This window comes from Belnapia sp. AC561 (assembly GCF_979252845.1).
Genome location: NZ_CEEDBP010000019.1, coordinates 42233 through 65301 on the forward strand (window position 1 = coordinate 42233; position 23069 = coordinate 65301).

At 71.1% G+C, this 23069-nt stretch carries 18 protein-coding genes; 7 read left to right on the plus strand and 11 right to left on the minus strand.

Annotated features, from left to right (window positions below; translation table 11 throughout):
- Positions 1–33: 33 nt before the first annotated feature.
- Together urtA and AC0IW9_RS16535 are read right to left on the minus strand one after the other, a co-directional pair.
- Positions 34–1212 (minus strand): urea ABC transporter substrate-binding protein, encoded by a 1179-nt coding sequence (gene urtA / locus AC0IW9_RS16530; protein ID WP_471649434.1) that lies wholly within the window; start codon positions 1210–1212, stop codon positions 34–36.
- Positions 1213–1512: 300 nt separating this feature from the next.
- Positions 1513–2379, minus strand: a complete 867-nt coding sequence (locus tag AC0IW9_RS16535; RefSeq protein ID WP_471649377.1) for a DMT family transporter — start codon at positions 2377–2379, stop codon at positions 1513–1515.
- A gap of 174 nt (positions 2380–2553) precedes the next feature.
- Between AC0IW9_RS16535 and AC0IW9_RS16540 the strand changes: the two genes are divergently transcribed.
- The 3 genes from AC0IW9_RS16540 to AC0IW9_RS16550 all read left to right on the plus strand — a co-directional run bounded on the left by AC0IW9_RS16540 (position 2554) and on the right by AC0IW9_RS16550 (position 6331).
- Positions 2554–4080 carry an ABC transporter substrate-binding protein gene (locus AC0IW9_RS16540; RefSeq protein WP_471649378.1) on the plus strand — a complete coding sequence of 509 codons (1527 nt, stop codon included), beginning with the start codon at positions 2554–2556 and terminating at the stop codon, positions 4078–4080.
- 5 nt (positions 4081–4085) lie between these two features.
- Positions 4086–4727: an MBL fold metallo-hydrolase gene (locus tag AC0IW9_RS16545; RefSeq protein WP_471649379.1), complete on the plus strand. Its 642-nt coding sequence runs from the start codon at positions 4086–4088 to the stop codon at positions 4725–4727.
- Positions 4728–4873: 146 nt separating this feature from the next.
- Positions 4874–6331, plus strand: a complete 1458-nt coding sequence (locus tag AC0IW9_RS16550) for a calcium-binding protein (protein ID WP_471649380.1) — start codon at positions 4874–4876, stop codon at positions 6329–6331.
- A 46-nt stretch (positions 6332–6377) separates the two neighbouring features.
- On the opposite strand, the gene AC0IW9_RS16555 is transcribed toward AC0IW9_RS16550, so the two are convergent.
- The 5 genes from AC0IW9_RS16555 to ggt are packed head-to-tail and all read right to left on the minus strand — an operon-like array spanning position 6378 to position 11625.
- Positions 6378–7319: an ABC transporter ATP-binding protein gene (locus AC0IW9_RS16555; RefSeq protein WP_471649381.1), complete on the minus strand. Its 942-nt coding sequence runs from the start codon at positions 7317–7319 to the stop codon at positions 6378–6380.
- The gene (locus AC0IW9_RS16560; RefSeq protein ID WP_471649382.1) at positions 7316–8278 is read right to left on the minus strand and encodes an ABC transporter ATP-binding protein; all 963 of its coding nucleotides are present in this window, start codon (positions 8276–8278) and stop codon (positions 7316–7318) included. Before AC0IW9_RS16560 ends, AC0IW9_RS16555 begins: the two co-directional genes overlap by 4 nt.
- Positions 8275–9099 carry an ABC transporter permease gene (locus tag AC0IW9_RS16565; RefSeq protein ID WP_471649383.1) on the minus strand — a complete coding sequence of 275 codons (825 nt, stop codon included), beginning with the start codon at positions 9097–9099 and terminating at the stop codon, positions 8275–8277. Before AC0IW9_RS16565 ends, AC0IW9_RS16560 begins: the two co-directional genes overlap by 4 nt.
- Positions 9096–10013, minus strand: coding sequence for an ABC transporter permease (locus AC0IW9_RS16570; protein ID WP_471649384.1), 918 nt, complete (start codon positions 10011–10013; stop codon positions 9096–9098). The genes AC0IW9_RS16565 and AC0IW9_RS16570 overlap by 4 nt, the downstream gene beginning before the upstream one ends.
- Before the next feature lies 1 nt (position 10014).
- Positions 10015–11625 carry a gamma-glutamyltransferase gene (ggt, locus tag AC0IW9_RS16575; RefSeq protein WP_471649385.1) on the minus strand — a complete coding sequence of 537 codons (1611 nt, stop codon included), beginning with the start codon at positions 11623–11625 and terminating at the stop codon, positions 10015–10017.
- A 133-nt stretch (positions 11626–11758) separates the two neighbouring features.
- On the opposite strand from ggt, the gene AC0IW9_RS16580 reads away from it, so the two are divergent.
- Both AC0IW9_RS16580 and AC0IW9_RS16585 read left to right on the plus strand, forming a co-directional pair.
- Positions 11759–13159 (plus strand): MBOAT family O-acyltransferase, encoded by a 1401-nt coding sequence (locus AC0IW9_RS16580; RefSeq protein ID WP_471649386.1) that lies wholly within the window; start codon positions 11759–11761, stop codon positions 13157–13159.
- A gap of 10 nt (positions 13160–13169) precedes the next feature.
- Positions 13170–14276: an alginate O-acetyltransferase AlgX-related protein gene (locus AC0IW9_RS16585; protein WP_471649387.1), complete on the plus strand. Its 1107-nt coding sequence runs from the start codon at positions 13170–13172 to the stop codon at positions 14274–14276.
- 9 nt (positions 14277–14285) lie between these two features.
- On the opposite strand, the gene AC0IW9_RS16590 is transcribed toward AC0IW9_RS16585, so the two are convergent.
- Positions 14286–15281 (minus strand): glycosyltransferase family 2 protein, encoded by a 996-nt coding sequence (locus tag AC0IW9_RS16590; RefSeq protein WP_471649388.1) that lies wholly within the window; start codon positions 15279–15281, stop codon positions 14286–14288.
- A 437-nt stretch (positions 15282–15718) separates the two neighbouring features.
- Here AC0IW9_RS16590 and AC0IW9_RS16595 point away from each other — a divergent pair, with 437 nt between their 5' ends.
- Positions 15719–16642, plus strand: coding sequence for a glycosyltransferase family 2 protein (locus AC0IW9_RS16595; RefSeq protein ID WP_471649389.1), 924 nt, complete (start codon positions 15719–15721; stop codon positions 16640–16642).
- Between the two features lie 61 nt (positions 16643–16703).
- On the opposite strand, the gene AC0IW9_RS16600 is transcribed toward AC0IW9_RS16595, so the two are convergent.
- Entirely contained in the window at positions 16704–18143 is a 1440-nt protein-coding gene (locus AC0IW9_RS16600; RefSeq protein WP_471649390.1) for an oligosaccharide flippase family protein, read from the minus strand.
- 332 nt (positions 18144–18475) lie between these two features.
- Here AC0IW9_RS16600 and AC0IW9_RS16605 point away from each other — a divergent pair, with 332 nt between their 5' ends.
- Positions 18476–19537: a glycosyltransferase family 2 protein gene (locus AC0IW9_RS16605; protein ID WP_471649435.1), complete on the plus strand. Its 1062-nt coding sequence runs from the start codon at positions 18476–18478 to the stop codon at positions 19535–19537.
- Positions 19538–19550: 13 nt separating this feature from the next.
- On the opposite strand, the gene AC0IW9_RS16610 is transcribed toward AC0IW9_RS16605, so the two are convergent.
- Together AC0IW9_RS16610 and AC0IW9_RS16615 are read right to left on the minus strand one after the other, a co-directional pair.
- The gene (locus AC0IW9_RS16610; protein ID WP_471649391.1) at positions 19551–19919 is read right to left on the minus strand and encodes a hypothetical protein; all 369 of its coding nucleotides are present in this window, start codon (positions 19917–19919) and stop codon (positions 19551–19553) included.
- Between the two features lie 17 nt (positions 19920–19936).
- Entirely contained in the window at positions 19937–23068 is a 3132-nt protein-coding gene (locus AC0IW9_RS16615; protein WP_471649392.1) for an efflux RND transporter permease subunit, read from the minus strand.
- Position 23069 lies beyond the last annotated feature (1 nt).

Here is a 23069-nt window from a genome sequence, read left to right on the forward strand (position 1 = left end):
GCGCCGGCATGAGCCGGCGCCGCCCCAGCATGCTTACCGACGGCGGTTGGCATTCTCCGGGATATACGGCGACCAATTCTCGGCCTTCACCGCATCCGGGGTCTTCCAGACGGTGTTGATCTGGCCATCGGCCTGGATCTCGCCGATCAGCACCGGCTTCGAGAGGTGATGGTTCGGCAGCATCTCCTCCTCGTAGCCGCAGGGCGCCATCAGCTTCTGGCCGATCAGCGCCGGGGTGACGGCACCGACCGCGGTGGACTTGGCCTTCTCCGCCGCCTGCATCCACATGCGGAAGCCGGTATAGGTGGCCTCCATCGGGTCGTTGGTCACCCGCTTCGGATTCTTGATGTAGGACTGCCAGAGCGCTTTGAACTCCTCGTTCGGCTTGCCCGGCGTGGACATGAAGTAGTTCCAGGCGGCCAGGTGCCCGACCAGCGGCTTGGTATCGATGCCGGCCAGCTCCTCCTCGCCCACGCTGAATGCGACGCAGGGGATGTCCTCGGCCTTGATCCCCTGGTTGCCCAGCTCGCGGTAGAAGGGGACATTGGCATCGCCGTTGATGGTGGAGACGATGGCGGTCTTCTTGCCCTCGCCGGCGAAGCGCTTCACCCGGGCGACGATGCCCTGCCAGTCGGAATGCCCGAAAGGCGTGTATTCCTCCATGATGTCGGCATCGGCGATGCCCTTCGACTTCAGGAAGCCGCGGAGGATGCGGTTGGTGGTGCGCGGATAGACGTAGTCGGTGCCCAGCAGCGCGATGCGCTTCGCCTCGCCGCCGTCCTTCGACATCAGGTACTCGACCGCCGGGATCGCCTGCTGGTTCGGCGCGGCGCCGGTGTAGAAGATGTTCTTGCTCTCCTCCTCGCCCTCGTACTGGACGGGGTAGAACAGCAACCCGTTCAGCTCCTCGAAGACCGGGAGGACGGACTTGCGGGAGACCGAGGTCCAGCAGCCGAAGGTCACGTCCACCTTGTGCACTGCCAGCAGCTCGCGCGCCTTCTCGGCGAACAGCGGCCAGTTGGAGGCGGGGTCGACCACCACCGCCTCGAGCCGGCGGCCGAGCACGCCACCCTTGCTGTTGGCGTATTCGACCATCATCAGCACGGTATCGCGCAGCGCCGTCTCGCTGATCGCCATGGTGCCGGACAGCGAATGCAGCACGCCGACCTTGATCGGCGCCGACTGGGCGAAGGACGGCTTAATGGAGGGCAGGGCGAGGGCGGCGCCGAAGCCGCCGAGCGTCGCGCGCCGGGTGAAGCGGGGGGTGTTCGAGGTCACCGATTTTTCCTTCCTATTGGCGGCAAGCAGCCGCGTCACCCTTGCCGGGCGTTCGGATGCGGACACGGTATTGCGAGATGCATGCCAAGCGCTGTCCGGCCGGATCAGGCCGATACGCAACCGTTCCGCCCAAATTTCATGCAAAAGCGCGAAAAACCGTCCATTGCTGCGGCGCAGCGCAGCAGGACCGCTATCCGAGGCCCGGTGACCGCCGGACAGGTTGCGTCTTTGTCATCAAGCCCGGCGTGCCGCCGGCCGGTTCACCAGCCAGAGGCCCAGCGCCACCAGCACCACCGCCGCGCCGAACAGGCTGCCAAGCCGGTCCCCCATCAGCGCCCAGCCCGCCACCACCCCGAAGATCGGCGTCAGCACGCTGAAGGCCGCGAGCCGCGAGGCCGAATGCTTCGACACCAGCCCGAACCAGACCGCATAGCTGATCCCGGCTATCCCTAAGCCCTGGTACAGCAGCGCCCCCAGCACCAGCGGCGTCGGCGCGATCCGCCAGTCCTCCCCCAGCGCCCAGGAGGCCAGCAGCAGCAGCGGCGCCGAGACCGCGAGCTGGTAGACCAGCACCAGCAGCGGCGGCGCCGCCCTGAGGCGGGAGGCCTTCACCAGCACCGTCGTCGCCCCCCACAAGGCCCCGCCCAGCAGGCACAGCGCATCGCCGAGCAGCGCCATCTCCCCGGCCGGCGCCCGCAGCCCCTCGGCGAAGGCCAGCGCCAGCCCGCCGAAGGCGACCAGCAGCCCGACGGCCTTGGCCGCGTTCAGCCGGTCGTCCGGGATCAGCCAATGCGCCCCCAGCGCCACGAAGAAGGGCGCGCCATAGAGGAAGACCACCCCGCGCGAGGCCGTGGTCAGCCCGACGCCGATGAACAGCGCAACGAATTCCACCGCGAAGAGCGCCCCGGCCACCACGCCCGGCAACAGGGTCCCGTCCCGCCACCAGTCGCCGAAGCGGATGTCCCGCCAGCGGCACCAGCTTAGCAGCAGCACCCCGGCGATGACGGACCGCAGCCCCGCCTGCAGCACCGGCGCGATCCCCGCATTGCCCAGCTTGATGGCGACCAGGTTCAGCCCCCAGACCAGGCAGAGCATGAGCATGGCGGCGACCGCCCGGGGCGGCAGGGCTCCGCCATTCGCAGCGCGTGGTTGATCTGGCATCGCCGCCAACCTGCGGTGCCGCGCCGCATCCGTCCAGCCCGGGGCGTCCAGCCCGCTTGCCGCCGCACCGGCGCCTGCCCTAGCCTCGCGGCACGGAAGCGGGGGGCGGATCACATGCTGCGACGGGATATGCTGCTGGCGGGCGCCGGCACGGCCGCGGGCCTCGCCCTGGCTCGGGATGCCGCGGCGCAGAAGGCGCAGGACACCCTCCGCATCGTCGACCGCTTCGCGCTGCCGAATATCGACCCCTACTACAACTCGCTCCGCACCGGCCTCGTGCAGGCGCACCAGGCCTGGGACACGCTGGTCCACCGCGACCCCGACAGCTTCGAGCTGAAGCCGCTGCTCGCCACCGAATGGCACTGGGTGGACCCCAAGCAGCTGGAGTTCACCCTCCGCCGCGGCGTGAAGTTCCACGACGGCAGCGCCTTCTCCGCCGATGACGTGGTCTATACCCTGAACCTCGCCAGCAGCCCGGAAAGCCGGGTGGCGACGCCCAGCAACTTCTCCTGGATCGCCAATGCCGAGAAGATCGACGACTTCAAGGTCCGGGTGAACCTGAAGCAGCCGACCCCGGCCGCGCTCGAATATTTCGCGCTGGTGATCCCGATCTACCCCGCGGCCTATCGCCAGCGCGTCGGGCCGGAGGCCTATACCAAGGCCCCCGTCGGCTCCGGCCCCTATCGCATCACTAAATTCGAGCCCGGTGCCAGCGTCGAGTATGAGCGCTTCGAGGACTACTGGGCCGGCAGCCCCAAGGGCCGCCCCGCCATCCGCCGCCTGCAGGTCCGCTTCGTCCCCGACGCCACCACCGAGATGACCGAGCTGCTGTCCGGCCGCGCCGACTGGGTCTGGAACGTCAATCCCGACCAGTTCGACAACATCAACCGCCTGCCGATGGTCCAGGCGGTGCGCCAGGAGTCGATGCGCGTCGGCTACCTCTCGATCGATGCCGCCGGCCGCAGCGGCCCCGGCAATCCGCTCACCAACCTCAAGGTCCGCCAGGCGATCTGGCATGCGATCGACCGCGAGACCATCGCCAACCGCCTCATCACCGGCGGCTCCCGCGTCCCCGCCGCGCCCTGCTATCCCTCGCAGTTCGGCTGCGACGCCTCGGCCGCCGTCCTCTACGACTACAACCCCACCAAGGCGAAGGCACTGCTCGCCGAGGCCGGCTTCGCCAATGGCTTCGAGATGGAGCTGGTCAGCTACGTCACCCCGCAATGGACCGCCTCGGTGCAGAGCTACCTCGGCGCCGTCGGCATCCGCGCCAAGGTGAACCAGATGCAGGTCGCCGCGGCGGTGCAGCGCGCCTGGGAAGGCCGCAACCCGCTGTATATGGGAAGCTGGGGCAGCTACTCGGTCAACGACGTCTCCGCCATCCTGCCGGTCATGTTCGGCGGCGGCTCCGAGGACTACACGCGTGACCCGGAGGTCCAGAAGCTCATCGCCGAGGGCGGCGCCACCACCGACGAGGCCACCCGCAAAACCGCCTACAGCGCGGCCATCCGCCGCATCACCGAGAACGCCTACTGGCTGCCGCTGCACACCTACGTCACCATCTACGGCTTCAGCAAGCAGCTCGACTTCAAGCCGACGCGGGACGAACTCCCGCGCTTCTACCTGGCGAAGTGGAAGTAAGCCGCATGGCGCTCAAGGCCGCCGTCATCCCCGTCACCCCCTTCGAGCAGAATTGCTCGCTGTTCTGGGACGACGTCACCCTGCGCGGCGTGGTCATCGACCCCGGCGGCGAGGTCGACCGCATCCTCACCGCCGTCGCCGAGCTGAAGATCACCGTCGAGTCCATCCTCCTCACCCACGGCCACATGGACCACGCCGGCGGCGCCGCCGAGCTGAAGGATGCCCTGCCGGACAGCCCGCCCATCATCGGCCCCGATCGGCGCGACGAATTCCTGCTCCAGGCGCTCGAGACCCAGGGCGCCAAATACGGCCTCGCCAGCCGCAACGTGACGCCGGACCGCTGGCTGGCGGAGGGCGATACCGTCGCCATCGCCGGCGAGGATTTCGCCGTCCTCCACTGCCCCGGCCATACCCCGGGCCACATCGTCTTCGTCAGCGAGGCGCTGCGCCTGGCGGTCGTCGGCGACGTGGTCTTCCGCGGCTCCATCGGCCGCACCGACTTCCCCTACGGCGACCATGCCGCGCTGCTGGCCGCCATCCATGGCAAGCTGCTGCCGCTGGGGGACGACATCTCCTTCCTCTGCGGCCATGGCCCCGGCTCGACCCTGGGCCATGAGCGGAAGCGGAATCCTTTCCTGCAAGGCTGAACCGCCGGTAACCCAAATCGAGGGGGTCCGGCCGCCAATTTCGACGGACCTCCATATTTTTCCGCTGGTTGCGCATCCGGCCGCATTGCAGGCCCGTAACCCATCCGATGGACCGCCGGGTTCATCCTATGGGAGACGACAGCAGCATGGCCTGGAAACAGTTCGATTTTGCGCCGATCGCCGACATCCTGCAGCAGGTGAAGGCGCCGCTCGCCAGCCTCTGGCGCGGCCGCCACGATGATACCGCCCGCCTCGACGTTACCAAGGACGCCGCCACCAGCCAGGACCTCGGCAAGGGCGAGGACACCGTCCTGGTCAAGGGCGCCGCCGAGCAGGTCCGCCTCACCTTCACCAGCGCCGAGGTCGGCAACGGCAACCCGCTCGATTCCAACACCATGGCCAACCAGGACGGCGGCCTCGCCGTCCGGCTCCAGGCCGAGGACGGCGCCGATGGCCTCACCGGCCCGGTCAGCCGCTTCGACGACGAGGGCATCACCTTCAAGTCGGCCAGCCCCGGCCTGACCTTCGACGTCCGCGACCTCGTCGCCGGCACCCAGCGCGGCGACCAGTTCGATGCCGTCACCCTCGGCACCGCCGGGAACGACCGCATCAACGAGAGCGGCAGCCGCGAGGCCTATTACATCAACGCCGGCATGGGCAACGACAGCCTGACCGGCGGCCGTGGCAACGACTTCCTGGTCGGCGGCGCCGGCGACGATCGGCTGAAGGGCGGCCGCGGCGACGATTCCCTGCTCGGCGGCGCCGGCAACGACACCGCCGTCTTCAAGCCCGCCCGCGACGGAGCCGACACCGTCGATCTCGGCGCCGGCGACGACACGGTGCTGGTCCAGCACGGCCACGGCCAACAGATCCGCCTGACCTTCACCAGCGCCGAGGTCGGCAACGGCAACGCCAACGACGGCGCCACCATGCTGAACCAGGACGGCGGCCTCGCCGTCCGCTTCCAGATGGAGGACGGCGCCGACGGCCTGAAGGGCCCCATCAGCCGCTTCGACGACGAGGGCATCACCTTCAAGGCGACCCACGGCTCCACCTTCGACGTCCGCGACCTGGTCGCCGGCACCCAGCGCGGTGACCAGTTCGAGGCGGTCCAGCTCGGCACCATGGCGAACGACGTCATCGACCACAGCCACGATACCGAGGCCTACTACGTCAACGCCGGCATGGGCGACGATGCCGTCACCGGCGGCAGCGGCCGCGACTTCCTCGTCGGCGGCGCCGGCAACGATACCCTGACCGGCGGTGCCGGCCAGGATTCCCTGCTCGGCGGCGGCGGTGCCGATACCTTCGTCTTCGACAGCTGCGACACCAGCCCGGACAGCATCGTCGACTTCGTCGCGGCCGACGATACCATCCAGCTCGACGGCCGGGTCTTCCAGGGCCTGCCCGCCGGCGTGCTGGCGGCGGACTCCTTCGCCCTGCTGTCCGCGGCCGAATCCGCCGATGACCGCATCCTCTATGACGCGGATACCGGCAATCTCTTCTTCGACGCGGATGGCGGGTCGCGCGATGACCTCGTGAACTTCGCGGTGCTGACGACGAAGCCGGCGGGGGTGTCGGCGGCGGATTTCGTGATCGCGTAAAGAAAGGTTGGGGGGAGGTATCCCCCCAATCCCCCTTCTATTTTTATCAGTCGGCCGCCAGCAGGCATTCCACCGCGCCGCGTTGCGGCACATCGATGGCGCAGCGCGGCTCCGCGATCGGGCAGCGCGGGTGGAAGCGGCAGCCGGGCGGGATATTCGCCGGGTCGGGCAGCACATCCCCTAGCCCTACATCCGGCACGCCAAGCCCAGGCTCCGGCGTCAGCACGCTCGCCAGCAGCGCCCGCGTATAGGGATGCCGCGGCGCCCGGAACAAGGCATCCGCCTCTCCCCGCTCGACGATGCGCCCGAGGTACATCACCGCCACCTCCGTCGCCACGTGCTCCACCACCGCCAGGTTGTGGCTGATGAACAACAGCGTCAGGTCCAGGTCCCGCCGCAACTGCGCCAGCAGGTTCAATATCTGCGCCTGCACCGACACATCCAGCGCCGACGTCGGCTCGTCGCAGATGACGATCCGCGGCCGCAGCACCAGCGCCCGCGCGATCGCCACCCGCTGCCGCTGCCCGCCCGAGAGCTGCGCCGGATACCGCCCCGCCTGCTCGGCCGAGAGCCCGACCCGCCCCAGCATTTCGAGGACCCGCGCCTCCACCTCCCGCCGCGCAATGCCGCCCTGCGCCTCCAGCGGCATCGCCACGATGTCGCGGATGCGCCGCCGCGGATTGAGCGAGGCGAAGGGGTCCTGGAACACCGGCTGGATCAGCCGCGCCCGTGCCCGGCGGTCCATGGTGTCGAGCCGCTGCCCCTCCACCAGCACCTCGCCCGCCGTCGGCGGCAGCAGCCCGAGGATGACCCGCGCCAGAGTGGACTTGCCGCAGCCGGATTCGCCGACGACCCCCAGCACGCCGCCCTTCGGCACCTGGAAGGAGACATCGTCGACCGCGACCACCTCCCGGTCCCGCCCAAGCAGCCCGCCACCCACGCGGAAGGTCCGCCGCAACCCCCTGACCTCGATCGCCGGCCCGCTCATGCCGCCCACCCCGGCTGGAGGCGGCAGAGGTAGTCATGCCCGCCCCCCGCATCCTGCCGCGGTACCGGCGCCGCGCATTCCGCCGCCGCATGCTCGCAGCGGTCCCGGAAGCCGCAGCCGACGAAGCCCGGCGCGATCCGCGGTACCACGCCGGGGATGCTGCCCAGCAGGTCACCCCGCTTCACCTTGCCCGGCACCGGCACGCAGCGCAGCAGCCCGCGGGTATAGGGATGCGAGGGCGCGGCGAAGATCGGCGCCGTCGCCCCGCTCTCGACCACCTCGCCGGCATACATCACGCTCACCTTGTGGGCGATCCGGGCGACGATGCCGAGGTCATGAGTGATGAGCAGGATCGCCAGCCCCAGGTCGCGCTGCAATTCCGCCAGCAGCCGCAGGATCTGCGCCTGCACCGTCACGTCGAGCGCCGTCGTCGGCTCGTCCGCGATCAGCAGCTCCGGGTCGCACATCAGCGCCATGGCGATCATCACCCGCTGCCGCAGCCCGCCCGAGAGCTGGTGCGGGAACTGCCCCAGCCGCATCCCCGGCGCGGTGATCCCGACGCGGCCGAGCAGGCCCGCCGCCCGCTCCAGCGCCGCCGCCCGGCTGCCGCCGCGATGCCGGGTGAAGACCTCCGCCATCTGCGAGCCGATGGTATAGGCCGGGTTCAGGCTGGTCATCGGCTCCTGGAAGATCATCGCCATCCGGTCGCCCCGCAGCGCCGCCATCCGCTTGGCCGGCAGGGTCAGCAGATCCTCGCCGCCGAACGTCATCCGGTCCGCGCTCCGCCGCGCGCCCCGCACCAGCAGGTCCATCACCGCCAGCGCCGTCACCGACTTGCCGCAGCCGCTCTCGCCGACGACGCAATGCGTCTCCCCCCGCGCCACGCTGAAGGACGCCCCGCGCACGGCCGCCGTCTGCCCGAAGGTGACCCGCAGCCCTTCGATTTCGAGAAGGCTCACCGCGTATCCCCCGTCCCCAGCAGGTCCCGCAGCCCGTCGCCCAGCAGGTTGATCCCGATCACCAGCACGAAGAGCGCCACGCCGGGAATGAAGATTACCCAAGGGCTGAAGAACATGTAGTCCTTCCCCTCCGCGATCATCAGCCCCCAGGAGGGCAGGGGCGGCGGCACCCCGAGGCCGAGGAAGCTCAAGGTCGCCTCCAGCAGAATGGCCAGCGCCATCTCCAGCGTCGCCACCACCGCCAGATGGCTGGCGATATTCGGCAGCACCTCCCGCAGCAGGATCCGCGGCGTCGAGCACCCGGCCGCCCAGGCCGCCGCCACGTAATCGAGGTTGCGCACCTGCATGGTGGTGGACCGCGCCACGACGGCGAAGCGGTCCCACAGCAGCAGCCCCAGCACGAGAATGACCAGCGTCAGGCTCGACCCCAGCAGCCCCACCACCGCGAGTGCCACCAGCACCACCGGGATCGCCAGCCGGCAGGTGATGGCGAACAGCACCGCATCATCGACGCGGCCGCCGAAGAACCCGCCGACCACGCCGAGGGTGATGCCGATCGCCCCCGAGGTCACCACCGTTAGCAGCCCGATCAGCAGCGAGATCCGCGCCCCGTAGATCAGCCGCGAGAGGTAGTCCCGCCCGATCCCGTCGGTGCCGAACCAGAAGCCCGGCTTCGTGCCCTCCATCCAGAAGGGCACCGCGAGCCGGTTGTCGAGGTCCTGCGCGAAGGGATCCTGCGGCATGATCCAGGGCGCGAAGACTGCGCAGACCACGACGATGCCGATGATGATCCCGCCGAGGATCAGCCCCGCCTTCTTCATTGGGCGCGCAGCCTGGGATCAAGCAATCCATTCAGCAGGTCGGCCGCCATGGTCAGCGCGATGTAGATCAGCGCCAGCACCAGCACCACCGCCTGCACCACCGGGAAGTCGTTCTTGCTGATGCTCTCCCAGGCGAGGAAGCCGACGCCATGCAGCGCGAAGACCGTCTCGATCACGATCGACCCGCCCAGCATGAAGCCGAGCTGCACCGCCGCAATGGAAACTACGGGGATCGCCGCATTCCGCAGCGCATGCTTCCCCAGGATCGACAGCCGCGACAGCCCCTTGGCCCGCGCCGTGCGGATGTAGTCCGAGCCCAGCGCCTGGATCATCCCGCTCCGCGTCAGCCGCGTCAGCGCCGGGATGGCGGAAAACGCCAGCACGATCCCCGGCATGACGAAATGCTCCCAGGACCCCGTCCCCGAGATCGGCAGCCAGCCGAGGTTCAGCCCGAGGGTGATCATCAGGATCAGCCCCAGCCAGAAGCTCGGCATCGCCTGGCCGATCATGGCAAACAGCTGCACCAGCCGGTCCACCCAGCTGTTCTCCCGGACCGCCGCCAGCACGCCGAGCGGGATCGAGACCACCAGCGCGATCGCCAGCCCGGTCAGCCCGAGGGTCAGGGTGATCGGCATCCGCTCGAAGATCAGGTCGGAGACCCGCGCCTTGAAGAAATAGCTCTCGCCGAAGTCGCCCACCGCCGCGCGCCCGACCCAGTCGAGGAACTGCACCGCCAACGGCCGGTCCAGCCCATAGGCCGTGCGGATCAGCGCCACGTCCTGCTCGGTCGCCGAGGCCCCGGCGATGGAAATCGCCAGGTCGCCCGAGACCCGCGTCAGCGCGAAGCTCAGGGTCATCACCGTCAGCGCCACCAGCAGCGCCACCACCAGCCGCCGCAGCGCGAAGCGCAGCACGCTAGTAGGCCCCCGCCCAGCCATCCCGCCGCGGATCGTTCCCCGCCGCCCGCACGCCGTTCTCCAGCACCCGGATGGCGGCGACGCTGCAGGCCCCCTCCAGCGGCGGCACGAGTTTCACCTGGTGCCCCAGCGCCTCCAGCCCCGGCGCCGCAGCGGCCAGCCCGGCCTCCATGGTCAGCACCGCATCCCCGCCATGCGGGTAATTCGCCGCCTGGCCCGGCTGGCTGCTGGTCCAGCGCGGCGCTTCCACCGCCTGCTGCGCATCGAGGCCGAAATCCGCCATCCCCACCAGGATCTGCAGGTTCACCTGCACCTGGTTGTCCGCCCCCGGCGTGCCGAACAGGCCCCAGAGCTGACCGTCGCGGAGGACCATCGGCGCATTCATCGTATGCCGCACCCGCTGCCCGGGGCGGAGCTGGTTCGCATGCCCCTCGTCCAGGTGCCAATAGGCCATGCGGTTGTTCATCAGGACGCCGGTATCCCCCGCCGTCACCCCGCTGCCGAAGGCCGAGTTGATCGACTGGATCGCCGAAACCGCATTCCCCGCCTTATCGACCACGCAGAAATAGGTCGTGTCGCTTTCCGCCATCGCCCGCACCGGCAGGTGTGCCGCCCGCCCCGGGTCGATCGCCGCCGCATGCATCGCCACGTGCTCGGCCGAGAGCAGCCGGTCCAGCGGCACCTCCCGCAGCCGCGGGTCCGCCCCATAGGTCTCGCGGTCGAGGAAGGCCCGCTTCTTCGCCTCCACCAGCAGGTGGATCAGCGCCGCGCTGTCCCGGCCCAGCGCCGCCACGTCGAAGCGCTCGATGATCCGCAGCATCTGCAGGAAGCTGAAGCCGGTCGAGTTCGGCCCGGTCTGCCGCACCTCGAAGCCGCGATAGGGCACCGAGATCGGCGCCTGCCGCTCCGCCGCGCAACCGGCCAGGTCGCCCTCCGCCACCAGCCCGCCCGCCTTGGCGATCCCGGCGGCCAGCCGCCTGGCCAGCTTGCCGCGATAAAAGCCCTCCGCTCCGTCGCGGGCGATCTCGCCGAGCGTTTCCGCCAGCTCCGGCTGCGCCAGCACATGGCCCAGGGCAGGGGCCTCGCCCGCTACCAGGAAGCGCGCCGCGCTCCCCGCATCCCGCCGCAGCCGCCCGAGATTCTCGGCGGCGAAATGCCGGTAGGCATGGGTCGCGGCGAAGCCCTCCCGCGCCGCCGCCTCGGCCGGCGCCACCAGCCGGGCCCAGGGGAGGGTGCCATGCCCGGCATGCAGCATCGCCAGCCCGGCCAGCAGCCCCGGCGTCTGCACGCTGAGCGGCCCATCCACCGGCACGCCGCCTTCGGCCCGGTACCGCGCGACGGTCGCCGCCGCCGGCGCCGCCGCGGTCGCGTTGACGCAGAGGCCCGGCCGGCCCGGCAGATGCACGTTGAAGAAGCCGTCGCCGCCGAGGCCCGACATCTGCGGCTCGACCACGCCGAGGGTCAGGGAGATGGCGACCGCCGCATCCATCGCCGTGCCGCCGGCCCGCAGCACGTCCAGCCCCGCCTGGGTCGCCACCGGATGGTTGGTCGCCACCGCCCCGCTGCGGCCCATGATCAGCGGACGATGCGAACGCAGACTCGGATACATGGCGGCGCTCCCCTGGTGCCGTCACCCCACCACGAACCAGCCTGCCGGGGAAGCGCCGAAAACCCTGCATCCCGTCTCGACATTCCCGCCATCGGCGCGGAGAATGTTACGATATACGGGATAATTCGCCCGCGTGATCTTCGCCTCCTTCGAGTTCCTGTTCCTCTTCCTCCCGCTGTTCTTCGCGGTCTATTTCGCCACGCCCTTCCGCTGGCGGAACTGGCCCATCCTGATCCTGTCCTGGGGCTTCTATGCCTGGTGGCGGGTCGATTTCCTGGCGCTGCTGGTCGCGGTCACCGGCTTCACCTTCGTCACCGCCCTGGCGATGGACCGCGCCGGCCCGGGCACGCCCCGCGGCCGGCGGCTGCTGGTCCTCGGCCTCGTCGGCAACCTCGGCGTGCTCGGCTACTTCAAATACGCCAATTTCGGCGTCGCCAGCCTCAATGCGCTGCTGCTGGCCGCCGGCCTCGCCCCCATGCCCTGGGCCGGGATCCTGCTGCCCATCGGCCTGTCGTTCTACGTGCTGCAATCGGTCAGCTACCTCATCGATGTCCGGCGCGGCGACGTCCCGGTCAGCCGCCGCTTCGTCGACTATGCCGCCTACAAGGCGATCTTCGCCCAGCTCATCGCCGGGCCCATCGTCCGCTATGCCGAGATCGAGCGGGAGCTGCGATCCCGCGCCCATTCCCTGGCGCAATTCGGCCTCGGCGCCCGCCGCTTCATGCTCGGCTTCGCCATGAAGGTCTGCCTCGCCGATACGCTTGCGCCGCTGGTCGATGCCGCCTTCACCCTGCCGGCGCCGAGCCTGGCCGATGCCTGGACCGGCGCCATCGCCTATACCCTGCAGCTCTTCTTCGACTTCGCCGGCTATTCCGCCATGGCCATCGGCCTCGCCGCGATCTGCGGCTTCCGCTTCCCGGAGAATTTCGACAATCCCTACCTCGCCGGCAGCATCCAGGAATTCTGGCAGCGCTGGCACATGACCCTTTCGCGCTTCCTGCGGGACTATCTCTACATCCCGCTCGGCGGCAACCGCCGCGGCCCGCGCCGCACCACCATCAACCTGCTGCTGACCATGGTCATCGGCGGCTTCTGGCACGGCGCCAACTGGACCTTCGTCGCCTGGGGCGCCTGGCATGGCGGCCTGCTCGCCGCGCATCGGTCGTGGCGCGCCGCCGGCGGGCGGCCGCTGCCCTGGCTCGCCGGCCATGCCCTGCTGATGCTCGCCGTCATCCTCGGCTGGGTCGTCTTCCGCGCTGCCGATCTCGCCGAGGCCGGGCGGGTCTATCGCGGCATGCTCGGCCTGAACGGCGGGCCGCTCTCCGACGAACTCGCCTGGCAGGTCACGCCGGACCAATGGGGATGCCTGCTCATCGCCGCGGTGGCGATCTATCTGCCGCGGCTGCGCTGGCCCGCGCTCCTGGCGGCATCGGGCCGGCTGCTCGCGCCCGTCGCCCCGCTCGCCGCCTTCGCCCTCGGCATCGTGCTGCTCTACAGCCGCGCCGCCGTCCCCTTCCTGTATTTCCAGTTCTGAGCGCGCCGCCATGCCGATCCGCATCGCTCGGCTGCAGGCCCTCGCCGCCATCGCGCTGCTGCTCTGGGGGGCGGGGCAGGGCATCGCCGCGCTGGCCGATCCCGCCTCCCGCCAGCGCCTGGCCGAGTCCCTGACCTGGGAGGCCTTCCTCGCCGGCCGCACCGCCGGCGCCATCAACCACGTCATGGCGCATGCCCTGCCGGCCGACCCTTGGCTGCGCGCCGCCGGCGGGCTGCTGCGCTGGGGCCTCTTCCGCTCCGGCGGCCCGCAGGTCGCGGTCGGCTGCGACGGCTGGCTCTTCCTGACCGAGGAGCTGCGCCCCTGGCCCGGCGCCCAGGCGGCGATGGCGGCGCGTGCCGCCGCCCTCGGCCGCATCGCCGCCGCCCTGCGGGAGAGGGGCATCACCCTCGTCGTCGCCATCACCCCGGACAAGGCGCGGGTGAACCCGGAACGGCTCTGCGCCGCCCGCCCTTCCGCCCAGGCCGGCCGCCGCCATGCCGAGGCCACCACGTTGCTGCGCCAGGCCGGGCTCGCCCCGGTCGATTGGCTCACGCCGCTCCAGGCCGGCAAGGCCGCTGGCCCCGTGCATTTCCGCACCGATACCCATTGGAGCCAGCACGGCGCCGCCATCGCCGCCGCCGCCCTGGCCGAGGCCACCGCCAGCCTGCCGCTGTCCCGCGCCGAGACCTTCCGGACCCGCGCGGCCCCGGCCGAGAGCGAGGGCCCCGGCGACCTGCTGCGGCTGATGAGCCTCGATCGCCTGCCCGACGCCTTGCGCCCCGCGGCGGACCGCCTCCGGGTCGAATCCACCACGCCCGAGGCGGCAGCCTCCGGCGGCGGCCTGCTGGACGAGGCCCCGGCGCCCGAGATCGCCCTGATCGGCAGCAGCTACAGCCTGAATGCGAATTTCCACGGCCGCCTGCAGCAGGCCCTGCGCGGCACGGTGGTGAATTTCGCCCAGGCCGGCAGCGGCTTCGCGGGCAGCGCCCGCGCCTTCTTCGCCAGCCCGGCCTGGCGGGAAACCCCGCCCCGGGTGGTCATCTGGGAAGTGCCGGAACGCGCCCTCGGCCAGCCCATCGGGTTGGAGGAAGCTGCCTTCCTCGCCGGCTTCCCGTAGCGCGGGCCCCTAGCTGCGGGCCGGCATATCCGCCGGCTGCCACACCGCCATGCGGATATAGCCCAGCGCATAGGCCAGCCGCCACCGCAGCCCCAGCGCGAGGCTGCTGCTGGCGGGGATGAGCGCCGCCGGTGCGAACAGCAGCGCGACGGCCAGCCGCCGCGGCAGCTCGCGCCAGACTTCCTCCTGGTGCCCCAGCAGCCGCCGGGTGGCGACGGTGGAGGCGCCCTGCCAGTACAGCCGGTTCAGCAGCCATTTCGGCGTCAGCCGCTGCGCCTGGATGCTGTGGTGCACCACGATCCGCGCATCGTGCCGGGTCGAGCGCCCGCTGTCCTGGAGCGCCCAGGCGAGATGCACGTCCTCGTCCGAGAGCAGCATGTTGCCGCGCCGTCCCAGGTCCTCGATGAAGCCGCCCATCGCCAGCAGCGCCTCGCGCTCGACGATGAAATTGGCGCCATAGGGGCCGATGCCTTCCGGCACTTCCTTGGTCCGGTACTCGCCGCGGCCTTCCCATTCGGTGATGGTCAGCACGCCGATCAGCTTGTCGGGCCACCAGGCGGGGAGGGGCGCCTCCCAGACCGGCAGGGCCCGGCCGCCGAGCACCGCCGGCCGGGCCGGCGCATCGGCCACCACCTGCATGATCTGCTCGACCCAGTCCGCGGCCGCCTGGGCATCGTCGTCGATATAGGCGACGTAGTCGCCCGTCGCGGCCCGCGCCCCGGCATTCCGCGCCAGGCTGATGCCGAGGGTATCGACCCGCACCATCGTGGCATTCGGCATGGTGGCGACCAGCCGGGCGATCTCGGCCGAGGCCTCCGGGCCGGAGCAGCTATCGACCACGACGATGCTGAAGCCCTGGGGCCCGACGGTCTGCCGCCGCAGACTGTCGAGACAGCTTCGCAGGTAATGGGTTCGGTCATGCGTGCAGATGCAGACAGTGACGGCCCGCCCCTTGGGAGGGGAGGGCGCCTCGGCCATCGCCGCGGTTTCTGCTGAAACTTTCATGGCCTAGGACAGTACCTGCGGTTGTTGCATGAGCTCGCCTCCTGCATGGTAACCAAGGGGATTTGGTTTCCCCGGTTCCATGGATGACGTCGAATTTCGGCGGCCTCGCGGTTTGTTCTGCGATGGACTGATATATCTTGCCAAAATTTTAGCCCATGTGGTGGAATTACCCTGCACCCCCAATAGTAGCAGATATCCGTTATTGCCAATCGGTCCTGGCGTGGCTGTGATCGCCTCACGCGGATAAAGGTTGTGATATACCAATGCCATGGCTTGTGCGGTCGCGGCAATGCCGGTGACGCTCGCGGGAAGTCATTCGCAGGCGCAACCAAGTAGAAATCGCGCTTATAGTAACGGTGGGCCCGACGAAGCGGCTGTGATTTGTATTCGATCACGCCGCATGGCAGGACCCCATCCCTGACTTCAGGGACTACCCGATGCCTATCGCAGCTTCGGTCATCATTCCCGCGCATAATACAGCTGATTTTCTACCAGAAGCCATCAGTAGTAGCCTCGCCCAGACCCTCGATGACATTGAAATCATCATCGTGGACGACGGCTCCCGCGATGCGACCTGGGACGTCATCACCGCCGCCGCGGCGGGGGACCGGCGCATCCGTCCGCTTCGCCGCGCCACCGCCGGCGGCCCCAGCGCGGCGCGCAATGCCGGGCTGGCCCTGGCCCGTGGCCGCTGGATCGCCCCGCTCGATGCCGATGACCTGATGGCCCCGGACCGGCTGCGGCACCTCATCTCCCGGGCCGAGCGACTCGGCGCCGAGCTGGTCGCGGACAACCCGGAACGGCGCGACTTCGCCAGCGGCCGGCCGCTCGGCCGGCTGCTGCCGGATGCGCTGCCGCAGGCCCCGCTCGACCCCCTGGAGCTGGTCCAGGGCGACATGCCGGACCAGCCGCCGGAGGGCAAGCTCGGCTTCCTCAAGCCGCTGTTCCGCCGCGACTTCCTGGTGCGCCACCGGCTGCGCTACGCGGAGGAGATCCGCGTCGGCGAGGATTTCCTGCTGCTGTTCGCCTGCCTCGCCAAGGGCGCCCGGCTGCATCTGCTGGACGAATCCGGCTACGTCTACCGCATCCGCCCCGGCTCGCTCTCGAACCATGGCCGCGGCGCGCGGCATCTGGCCGCCGCCAATCGCCGGATGCGGGCGCTGGTGCCGGCGGCGGACGAGCCGCTGCAGGCCCTGCTGCGCCGCCGCCAGCACCTGCTGGACCTCGACGGCTTCGTCCAGGCCCTGGCCGAGGGCGAGCCCGCCGCCGCCCTGCGGCACGTGGTCTGGGGCAGTCCCGGCCTCGCCTTCCGCCAGGCCCGCATCGCCGCCGGCGCGCTCCGCCGCCGGCTGCGGGCCTAGGTAAGCGCAGGCCTAGTCAAGCGCGGGCCTGATCAAGCGCAGGCCCCAGGCGGGCAGGAACCTAGCTCGGCCGGACCATCGCCGCCCGCAGCAGCGCCGGCGGCAGCTTGCCCCCCAGCGCCAGCCAGGCGACCGCGACATAGGTGAGGCCACCGGCCCCCACCGAGGCCAGCACCCGGGCGATCGGCGGCAGGTCGAGCCCCTGCTCGATCAGCGCCACCACCACCGCCATCGCCGCGGTGGCGAGCACCCCCGGGGCCACCTTCCGGCCCAGCCAGAACAGCGACCGGCGGAGCTGGCGCAGCACCACCCAGGCCAGCACCGGCGCAAACAGCAGGCATTGCGCGCCCCAGACCATCGCCACCGCCTCCGGCGTCTCCGGCTGGATCACCACCAGCGCCACCATCGGCAGCACCAGGGTGCCGAGCGCCACGTAGAAATTCCACTTCGCCCGGCCGATGGCGACGAACAGCGCGACATGGTCGCCGTAGAGGAAGGTCACCAGCACGGCGCAGCCGGCGACCCGGGCGGCACTCGCCGCCCCGGCCCATTCCGGCCCGAGCAGGCCATGCACCAGGTCGGGGGCGATCAGCGCCAGGCCGGCGGCGATCGGCAGGCCGAGCAGGGCCTGGAGCTGCGCCAGCTCGCCATAGGCCTCGGCCATGGCGGACCGGTCGTGCTGCAGGGCGCAGAGCCGCGGCATCGCCAGCCGCCCGACGGTCTGCCAGACGATGGCCAGCGCCGCATCCAGCAGCCGGAAGGCGAAGTGGGAGACGGCGAGGACGGACTGGCTGACGACGAAGCCCAGCGCCAGCAGGAACAGCCGGTAGCGCCCGACCATGACGGCGACGCCGGCCACCTGCGGCCCGGCCACCGGCCAGAGGTCGCGCAGCGCCGCCATGTCCCAGCGCGGCCGCAGCTTCAGGTTGCCGCCGCGCAGCAGCAGCAGGAAGGTGATCACCGTGGCGACGCACTGGTTCACCACCATCGCCCAGGGCCCGTAGCCGGCGGCGGCCATGCCGAGCCCCGCCGCCAGGGCGATCGGCTGGCCGACCAGCAGCCGCATCGACATCAGCCGGTAGCGCTGGTCGCGCAGCAGCAGGCCCGAGGCGGTGCCGGAAAAGGCCGTCAGCGGCATCATCGGCGCGAGCGCGAGGATCAGCCAGACCACCTCCGGGCTCCCGGTCCTGGCCGCGATGAAGGGGCTGGCCGCCGCCATCGCCAGCCCCAGCACCAGGCCGAGCAGGACGGAGGCGGTGGCGGCGCTGCTCGCATGCCGCTCGTCCAGCTTGCGGTACTGCACCAGCGCATCGGGGAAGAGGGTGGCGCCGAAGACCTCCAGCAACAGGAAGCTGGCGATGGCGATGGTGCCGACACCGGTCGCATGCGGGCCGATGACCCGGCCGATGACCATCATCGAGGCGAAGGAGAAGATCGCCGCAGCGATGCTTTCGGCCAGCACCCAGGCGGGGGCATGGGGTCCAGGCAGGCGGATGCGCAAGCTATGGTGCCTTTTGGTTGCGGGGGATGGGCCCCGTTATGAACCAGTGGTTCCGCGCCGGGGTGTCACGGCGGGGTGTGGCGGCGGTCCTCGCCGAGGTGTCATCGCGGCCCAGGTCGGGGTATCATGGATCGGGCCATCGTGAAGCGGAGTATCAGGTCGCAGCCGGGAGGGCCGCCCGGGGCCTTCGGGCACCCGGCATCGGACGCCCCCTTAGCCCCACCGGCAGCGGCCGCCCATTCACATCATGGCGTGATCACCCCCCCGCGCATGGGAGGGCGTGGCTGGATGTGCCATTCCCCCCCCGAATATCAAGGAGTGGCGGTTTGACGGTGGAGATGGGAGCGGCGCTGCCCTACAGCCTGCGCGTGGTGGGCGACCCGCCGCAGCCGGCCCCGGGCGAGGTGGTGGGCGTCATCGTCGCCCGCAACGAGGCCCTGCGCCTGGGCGCCGCCCTCGGCGAGGCGCGGCGCATCGGCATCGGCCCGATCATCCTGATCGACAACCTCTCGACCGACGAGACCCGCGCCATCGCCGCCGGCTTCGACCGGGTCCATGTCGTCGAGGCGCCCGAAAGCTATGCCGGCTCGGTCTTCGGCATCCACTGGATCAATGCCGTGCTCGACCGCTGGGCCCGCGGCCACTGGGCGCTGATGTTCGACGCGGACGAGGTGCTGGTCTTCCCCGGCGCCGAGGCCGATGGCGCCCTGCCGGCGCTCTGCGCCCATCTGGAGCGGCTCGGCTCCGAGGCCCTGCGCGTCGTCATGCTCGACCTTTTCCCCCGCCAGCCCCTCGCCGAGGCCGGCTACCGCCCCGGCCAGCCGCTGGCCGAGGCGGCGGGCTGGTTCGAGCTGCCCCGGCTGCGGCAGGAAGCGGCGGCCGACTTCCCCTATGTCGCCGAATACGGCGGGGTGCGGGAACGGCTGTTCTTCCCCGAGGCCGATCCCTCCCGGCCGCTGCGGCTGCTGCAGCAGAAGCTCTACAACCTCGGCTGGCGCCTGCCCGCCCTGCGGGAGGCCCCCTGGTACCGCGCCCTGGCGCCCAAGCGGTCCCCCAACATGACCAAGGTGCCGCTGGTCCGCTGGCGGGAGGGGGTGGGCTTCGTTTCCGCCCATGCCCTGAGCCCGGTGGCCATCGCGGAGGAACAGCCCAGCGGGGTGCTGCTGCACTTCAAGTTCCTGCAGGATTTCCATGCCCGGGTCATGGATGCCGTGGCGCGGGACGCGCATTTCGACGGCTCGGCCGAGTACCGGCGCTACCTCGCGGCCCTGAAGCGGGACCCGGCCTTCAGCCTGCATGGCCCGCGCAGCCGGGCCTATGAGGGCCCGGCGCAGCTCGTCGAACTCAGCCTGATGCGGGACACCCCGGCCTGGCGCCAGGCGCGCGGCGGCTAGCCGGCGGCCCGCGCTAGTCCAGCACGAATCGCGCCTGCACCCGGTGCCCATCCGCCATGGCGCCGGTGAAGACCAGCCGCGCCGCCGCCACCGGCCCGGCGAGCCGCCCGACCAGCCGGTTCGGCTCCGCCGGCGCCAGCGGCACCGTCGCCGTCTGCCCGCCCGACTGCACCACCACCCGGCCGGAGGCCCCCCGGCTGGAGGAGGGCCGGCCATCCTCGCCATTGAGGAAGACGGTCACCTCCAGCCCCGCGACCCGCAGCTCGATCGGGTGGCCATCCGCCACCACGACGATGCCGCCATTCGGCCCCGGCGCCCGCTGGGCCGCGGCGAGGGAAGGGGCCAGGACCAGCGCCCCCAGCAGCATCCGGCGATCGATCATGCGCATTCTCCCTGTTCTCAGAAGGATTCGACCAGTCGGCCCGGGGGCACCGCATCCCCCTCGGCCCGCAGCCGCCCGAGCGCGGCGCGCCCGATGCGGCGGAACAGCAGCGGCGTCAGCACCGCATCCAGCAGCGTCGCGCTGACCAGCCCGCCGAAGATCGTCACCGCGACGGGGTGCAGGATCTCCCGCCCCGGCTCGCCGGCGCCGAACAGCAGCGGCACCAGCGCCAGCCCGGCCGAGAGCGCCGTCATCAGCACCGGCGCCACCCGCTCCCCGCTGCCCCGCAGCAGCAGCCGCCGGCCCCAGGGCACCCCCTCGTGCAGCGCCAGGTTCAGCATGTGGCTGACCTTCAGGATGCCGTTGCGGGCGGAGATCCCCGCCAGGGTGATGAACCCCACCATGGAGGCGACGGACAGCGGCAGCCCGGCGAGCCACAGCGCCGCCACGCTGCCGATCAGCGCGAGGGGGATATTCCCCATCACCACCAGCGCCAGCGCCGCCGACCGGTAGCGCTGCCGCAGCACCACGAAGACCAGCGCGAGCGAGACCAGCGACAGCAGCCCGATGGTCCGCATCGCCTCCTCCTGCGCCCGGAAATTCCCCTCGAGCACCGCCGCATAGCCGGCCGGCAGCGGGAAGCCGGCGATCACGGCGCGCAGCTCGGCGGCGATCGCCGCCATGTCGCGCCGCCCGTCGCCGTTGCCGGAAAGGACGATGCGCCGCTGCCCGCCCTCCCGCAGCACCTGGTTCGGCCCGTCCACCTCCTCGATGCTGGCGACCAGCCGCAGCGGCACATGGCCCTGCGGCGTCGCCACCAGCAGCTCGCCCAGGCCCTCGGTCGTGCGGTCGCTGTCGGCCAGCCGCACCACCACGTCGAATCGCCGCACCCCGTCGAGGATCTGGCTGACGATGCGGCCGTTCGAGAGCCCCTCCAGCGCCGCCGTCAGCGCCGCCGGCGTCAGCCCGTACAAGGATGCCTCGGCATAATCCGGCACCACCCGGAGCTGCGGGATCCGCACCTGCCGCTCGACCTGCAGGTCGACCAGCCCGGCGATGCCCGCCAGCCGCGCCCGCAGCCCCTCCGCCAGGGTGCCGAGGCTGTCGAGGTCCGGGCCGAAGAGCTTCACCGCCACCTCGGCCCGCACGCCGGAGAGCATGTGGTCCAGCCGGTGCTGGATCGGCTGGCCGAGGTTGATCGCCGCCGGCAGCGGCGCCAGCCGGGCGCGAAGATCCGCCAGCACCGCGGCCCGGTCGCGGCCGGAGGGCCGCAGCGCCACATCCAGCTCGCTCACGTGCACGCCCTCGGCATGCTCGTCCAGCTCGGCCCGGCCGGTGCGGCGGCCGACCGAGACCACCTCCGGCACCCCGGCCACCAGCCGCTCCGCGACGGCGCCCAGCCGGGCGCTCTCGGCCAGGGATATGCCGGGGCGGAAGCTGACGCCGACCAGCACCGTCCCCTCGTTGAAGGCCGGCAGGAAGGCGCGCGGCAGCAGGGTCGCGCCCCAGGCCGCGCCGAGGAACAGCAGCGCCACCGCGCCGAAGACCAGCCGCGGCCGTGCCAGCGCCCGCAGCAGCGCCGCCCGGTTCAGCCGCTTCGCCCAGCGCAGCACGAAACTGTCGGGCCGATGCGCCGCCGCCGGCCGATGGCCCAGCAGCCAATAGGCCAGCACCGGCGTCAGCGTCACCGAGACCAGCAGGCTGGCGAGGATGGCGACGATGTAAGCGACGCCGAGCGGGGCGAAGAGCCGTCCCTCGATCCCCGGCAGGGCGAACAGCGGCAGGAAGACCAGCACCACCACCGCCGTCGCATAGACGATGCCGGAGCGCACCTCCTGGCTCGCCGCCGCCACCACCGCCAGCACCGGGCGGGGCATCGCCCGCGCCGCATTCTCCCGCAGCCGGCGGAGGATATTCTCCACATCCACCACCGCGTCATCCACCAGCTCGCCGATGGCGATCGCCAGCCCGCCGAGGGTCATGGTGTTGATCGTCAGCCCGGCGAGGTGGAAGACCACCACCGTCGCCAGCACCGAGACCGGGATGGCCACGAGCGAGACGGCCGTCGCCCGGACATCCAGCAGGAACAGCAGCAGCACCACGGCGACGACGGCCGCCGCCTCCAGCAGCACCCGCTCCACGTTGGCGATGGAGGTGGCGATGAAATCCGCCTGGCGGAACTGCACCCGGCTCGCGTCCAGCCCGGGCGGCAGGCCCGGCTGCAGCGCCGCCAGCGCCGCCTCCACCGCCCGGGTGACCCCGATGGTATCCGCCCCCGGCTGCTTCTGGACGCCGAAGATCACCGCCGGCCCGCCCTGGTAGCCGGCATCGCCGCGCTTCGGCCGCGCCGCGAATTCCACCGCCGCCACCTGCCGCAGCAGGATCGGCGTCGGCGCGCCCGGGCGCTGGGCCACCGGCGTATCCGCCAGATCCTCCAGCCGCCGGGTCAGGCCGAGGTTGCGGATCAGATATTCCCGCCCGCGCTGGTCGACGAAGCCGCCGCCGGTATTGGTGCCGAAGCGGGCGACCGCCGCCTCCACCTCCGCCGCGCTCACCCCCAGCGCCAGCATCGCCGCCGGGTCGGGGGAGACCCGGTACTGCCGCACCTCGCCGCCGATCGGGATGACCTGCGCGACGCCGGGGATGGCCAGCAGCCGCGGCCGGATGGTGAAATCCACCGCCTCCCGCGCCTGCATCGGGCTCAGCCCCTCGGCGCGGACCGCGACCAGCATGATCTCGCCCATGATGGAGCTGACCGGCCCCATCACCGGCGCGACATTGGCCGGCAGCGCCGACCGCACCACCGACAGCCGCTCCGCGACCAGCTGCCGGGCGCGATACAGCTCCGCCGACCAGTCGAATTCGACGGTGACGATGGAAAGCGAGACGGCCGAGACCGAGCGCACCCGCATCACGCCGGGCATCCCGTTCATCGCCGTCTCGAGCGGGAAGCTGACCAGCCGCTCCACCTCCTCCGGCGCCAGGCCCTCGGCCTCGGTCAGCAGGGTGACGGTCGGGCGGTTGAGGTCGGGGAAGACATCCACCGGCACCCGCGGCAACACCAGCACGCCATAGCCGACCAGCAGGGCGGCGGCGATCAGCACCAGCATCCGGCTGCGGAGGCTGGCGGAAACCAACAGCGCGAACATG

Excerpts from the sequence above, each read along its gene's own strand:
- AC0IW9_RS16535 (WP_471649377.1), bottom strand. The coding sequence starts at position 2,379 with ATGCTCATGCTCTGCCTGGTCTGGGGGCTGAACCTGGTCGCCATCAAG.
- AC0IW9_RS16540 (WP_471649378.1), top strand. The coding sequence starts at position 2,554 with ATGCTGCGACGGGATATGCTGCTGGCGGGCGCCGGCACGGCCGCGGGC.
- AC0IW9_RS16545 (WP_471649379.1), top strand. The coding sequence starts at position 4,086 with ATGGCGCTCAAGGCCGCCGTCATCCCCGTCACCCCCTTCGAGCAGAAT.
- AC0IW9_RS16550 (WP_471649380.1), top strand. The coding sequence starts at position 4,874 with ATGGCCTGGAAACAGTTCGATTTTGCGCCGATCGCCGACATCCTGCAG.
- AC0IW9_RS16555 (WP_471649381.1), bottom strand. The coding sequence starts at position 7,319 with ATGAGCGGGCCGGCGATCGAGGTCAGGGGGTTGCGGCGGACCTTCCGC.
- AC0IW9_RS16565 (WP_471649383.1), bottom strand. The coding sequence starts at position 9,099 with ATGAAGAAGGCGGGGCTGATCCTCGGCGGGATCATCATCGGCATCGTC.
- ggt (WP_471649385.1), bottom strand. The coding sequence starts at position 11,625 with ATGTATCCGAGTCTGCGTTCGCATCGTCCGCTGATCATGGGCCGCAGC.
- AC0IW9_RS16585 (WP_471649387.1), top strand. The coding sequence starts at position 13,170 with ATGCCGATCCGCATCGCTCGGCTGCAGGCCCTCGCCGCCATCGCGCTG.
- AC0IW9_RS16590 (WP_471649388.1), bottom strand. The coding sequence starts at position 15,281 with ATGAAAGTTTCAGCAGAAACCGCGGCGATGGCCGAGGCGCCCTCCCCT.
- AC0IW9_RS16595 (WP_471649389.1), top strand. The coding sequence starts at position 15,719 with ATGCCTATCGCAGCTTCGGTCATCATTCCCGCGCATAATACAGCTGAT.
- AC0IW9_RS16610 (WP_471649391.1), bottom strand. The coding sequence starts at position 19,919 with ATGATCGATCGCCGGATGCTGCTGGGGGCGCTGGTCCTGGCCCCTTCC.
- AC0IW9_RS16615 (WP_471649392.1), bottom strand. The coding sequence starts at position 23,068 with ATGTTCGCGCTGTTGGTTTCCGCCAGCCTCCGCAGCCGGATGCTGGTG.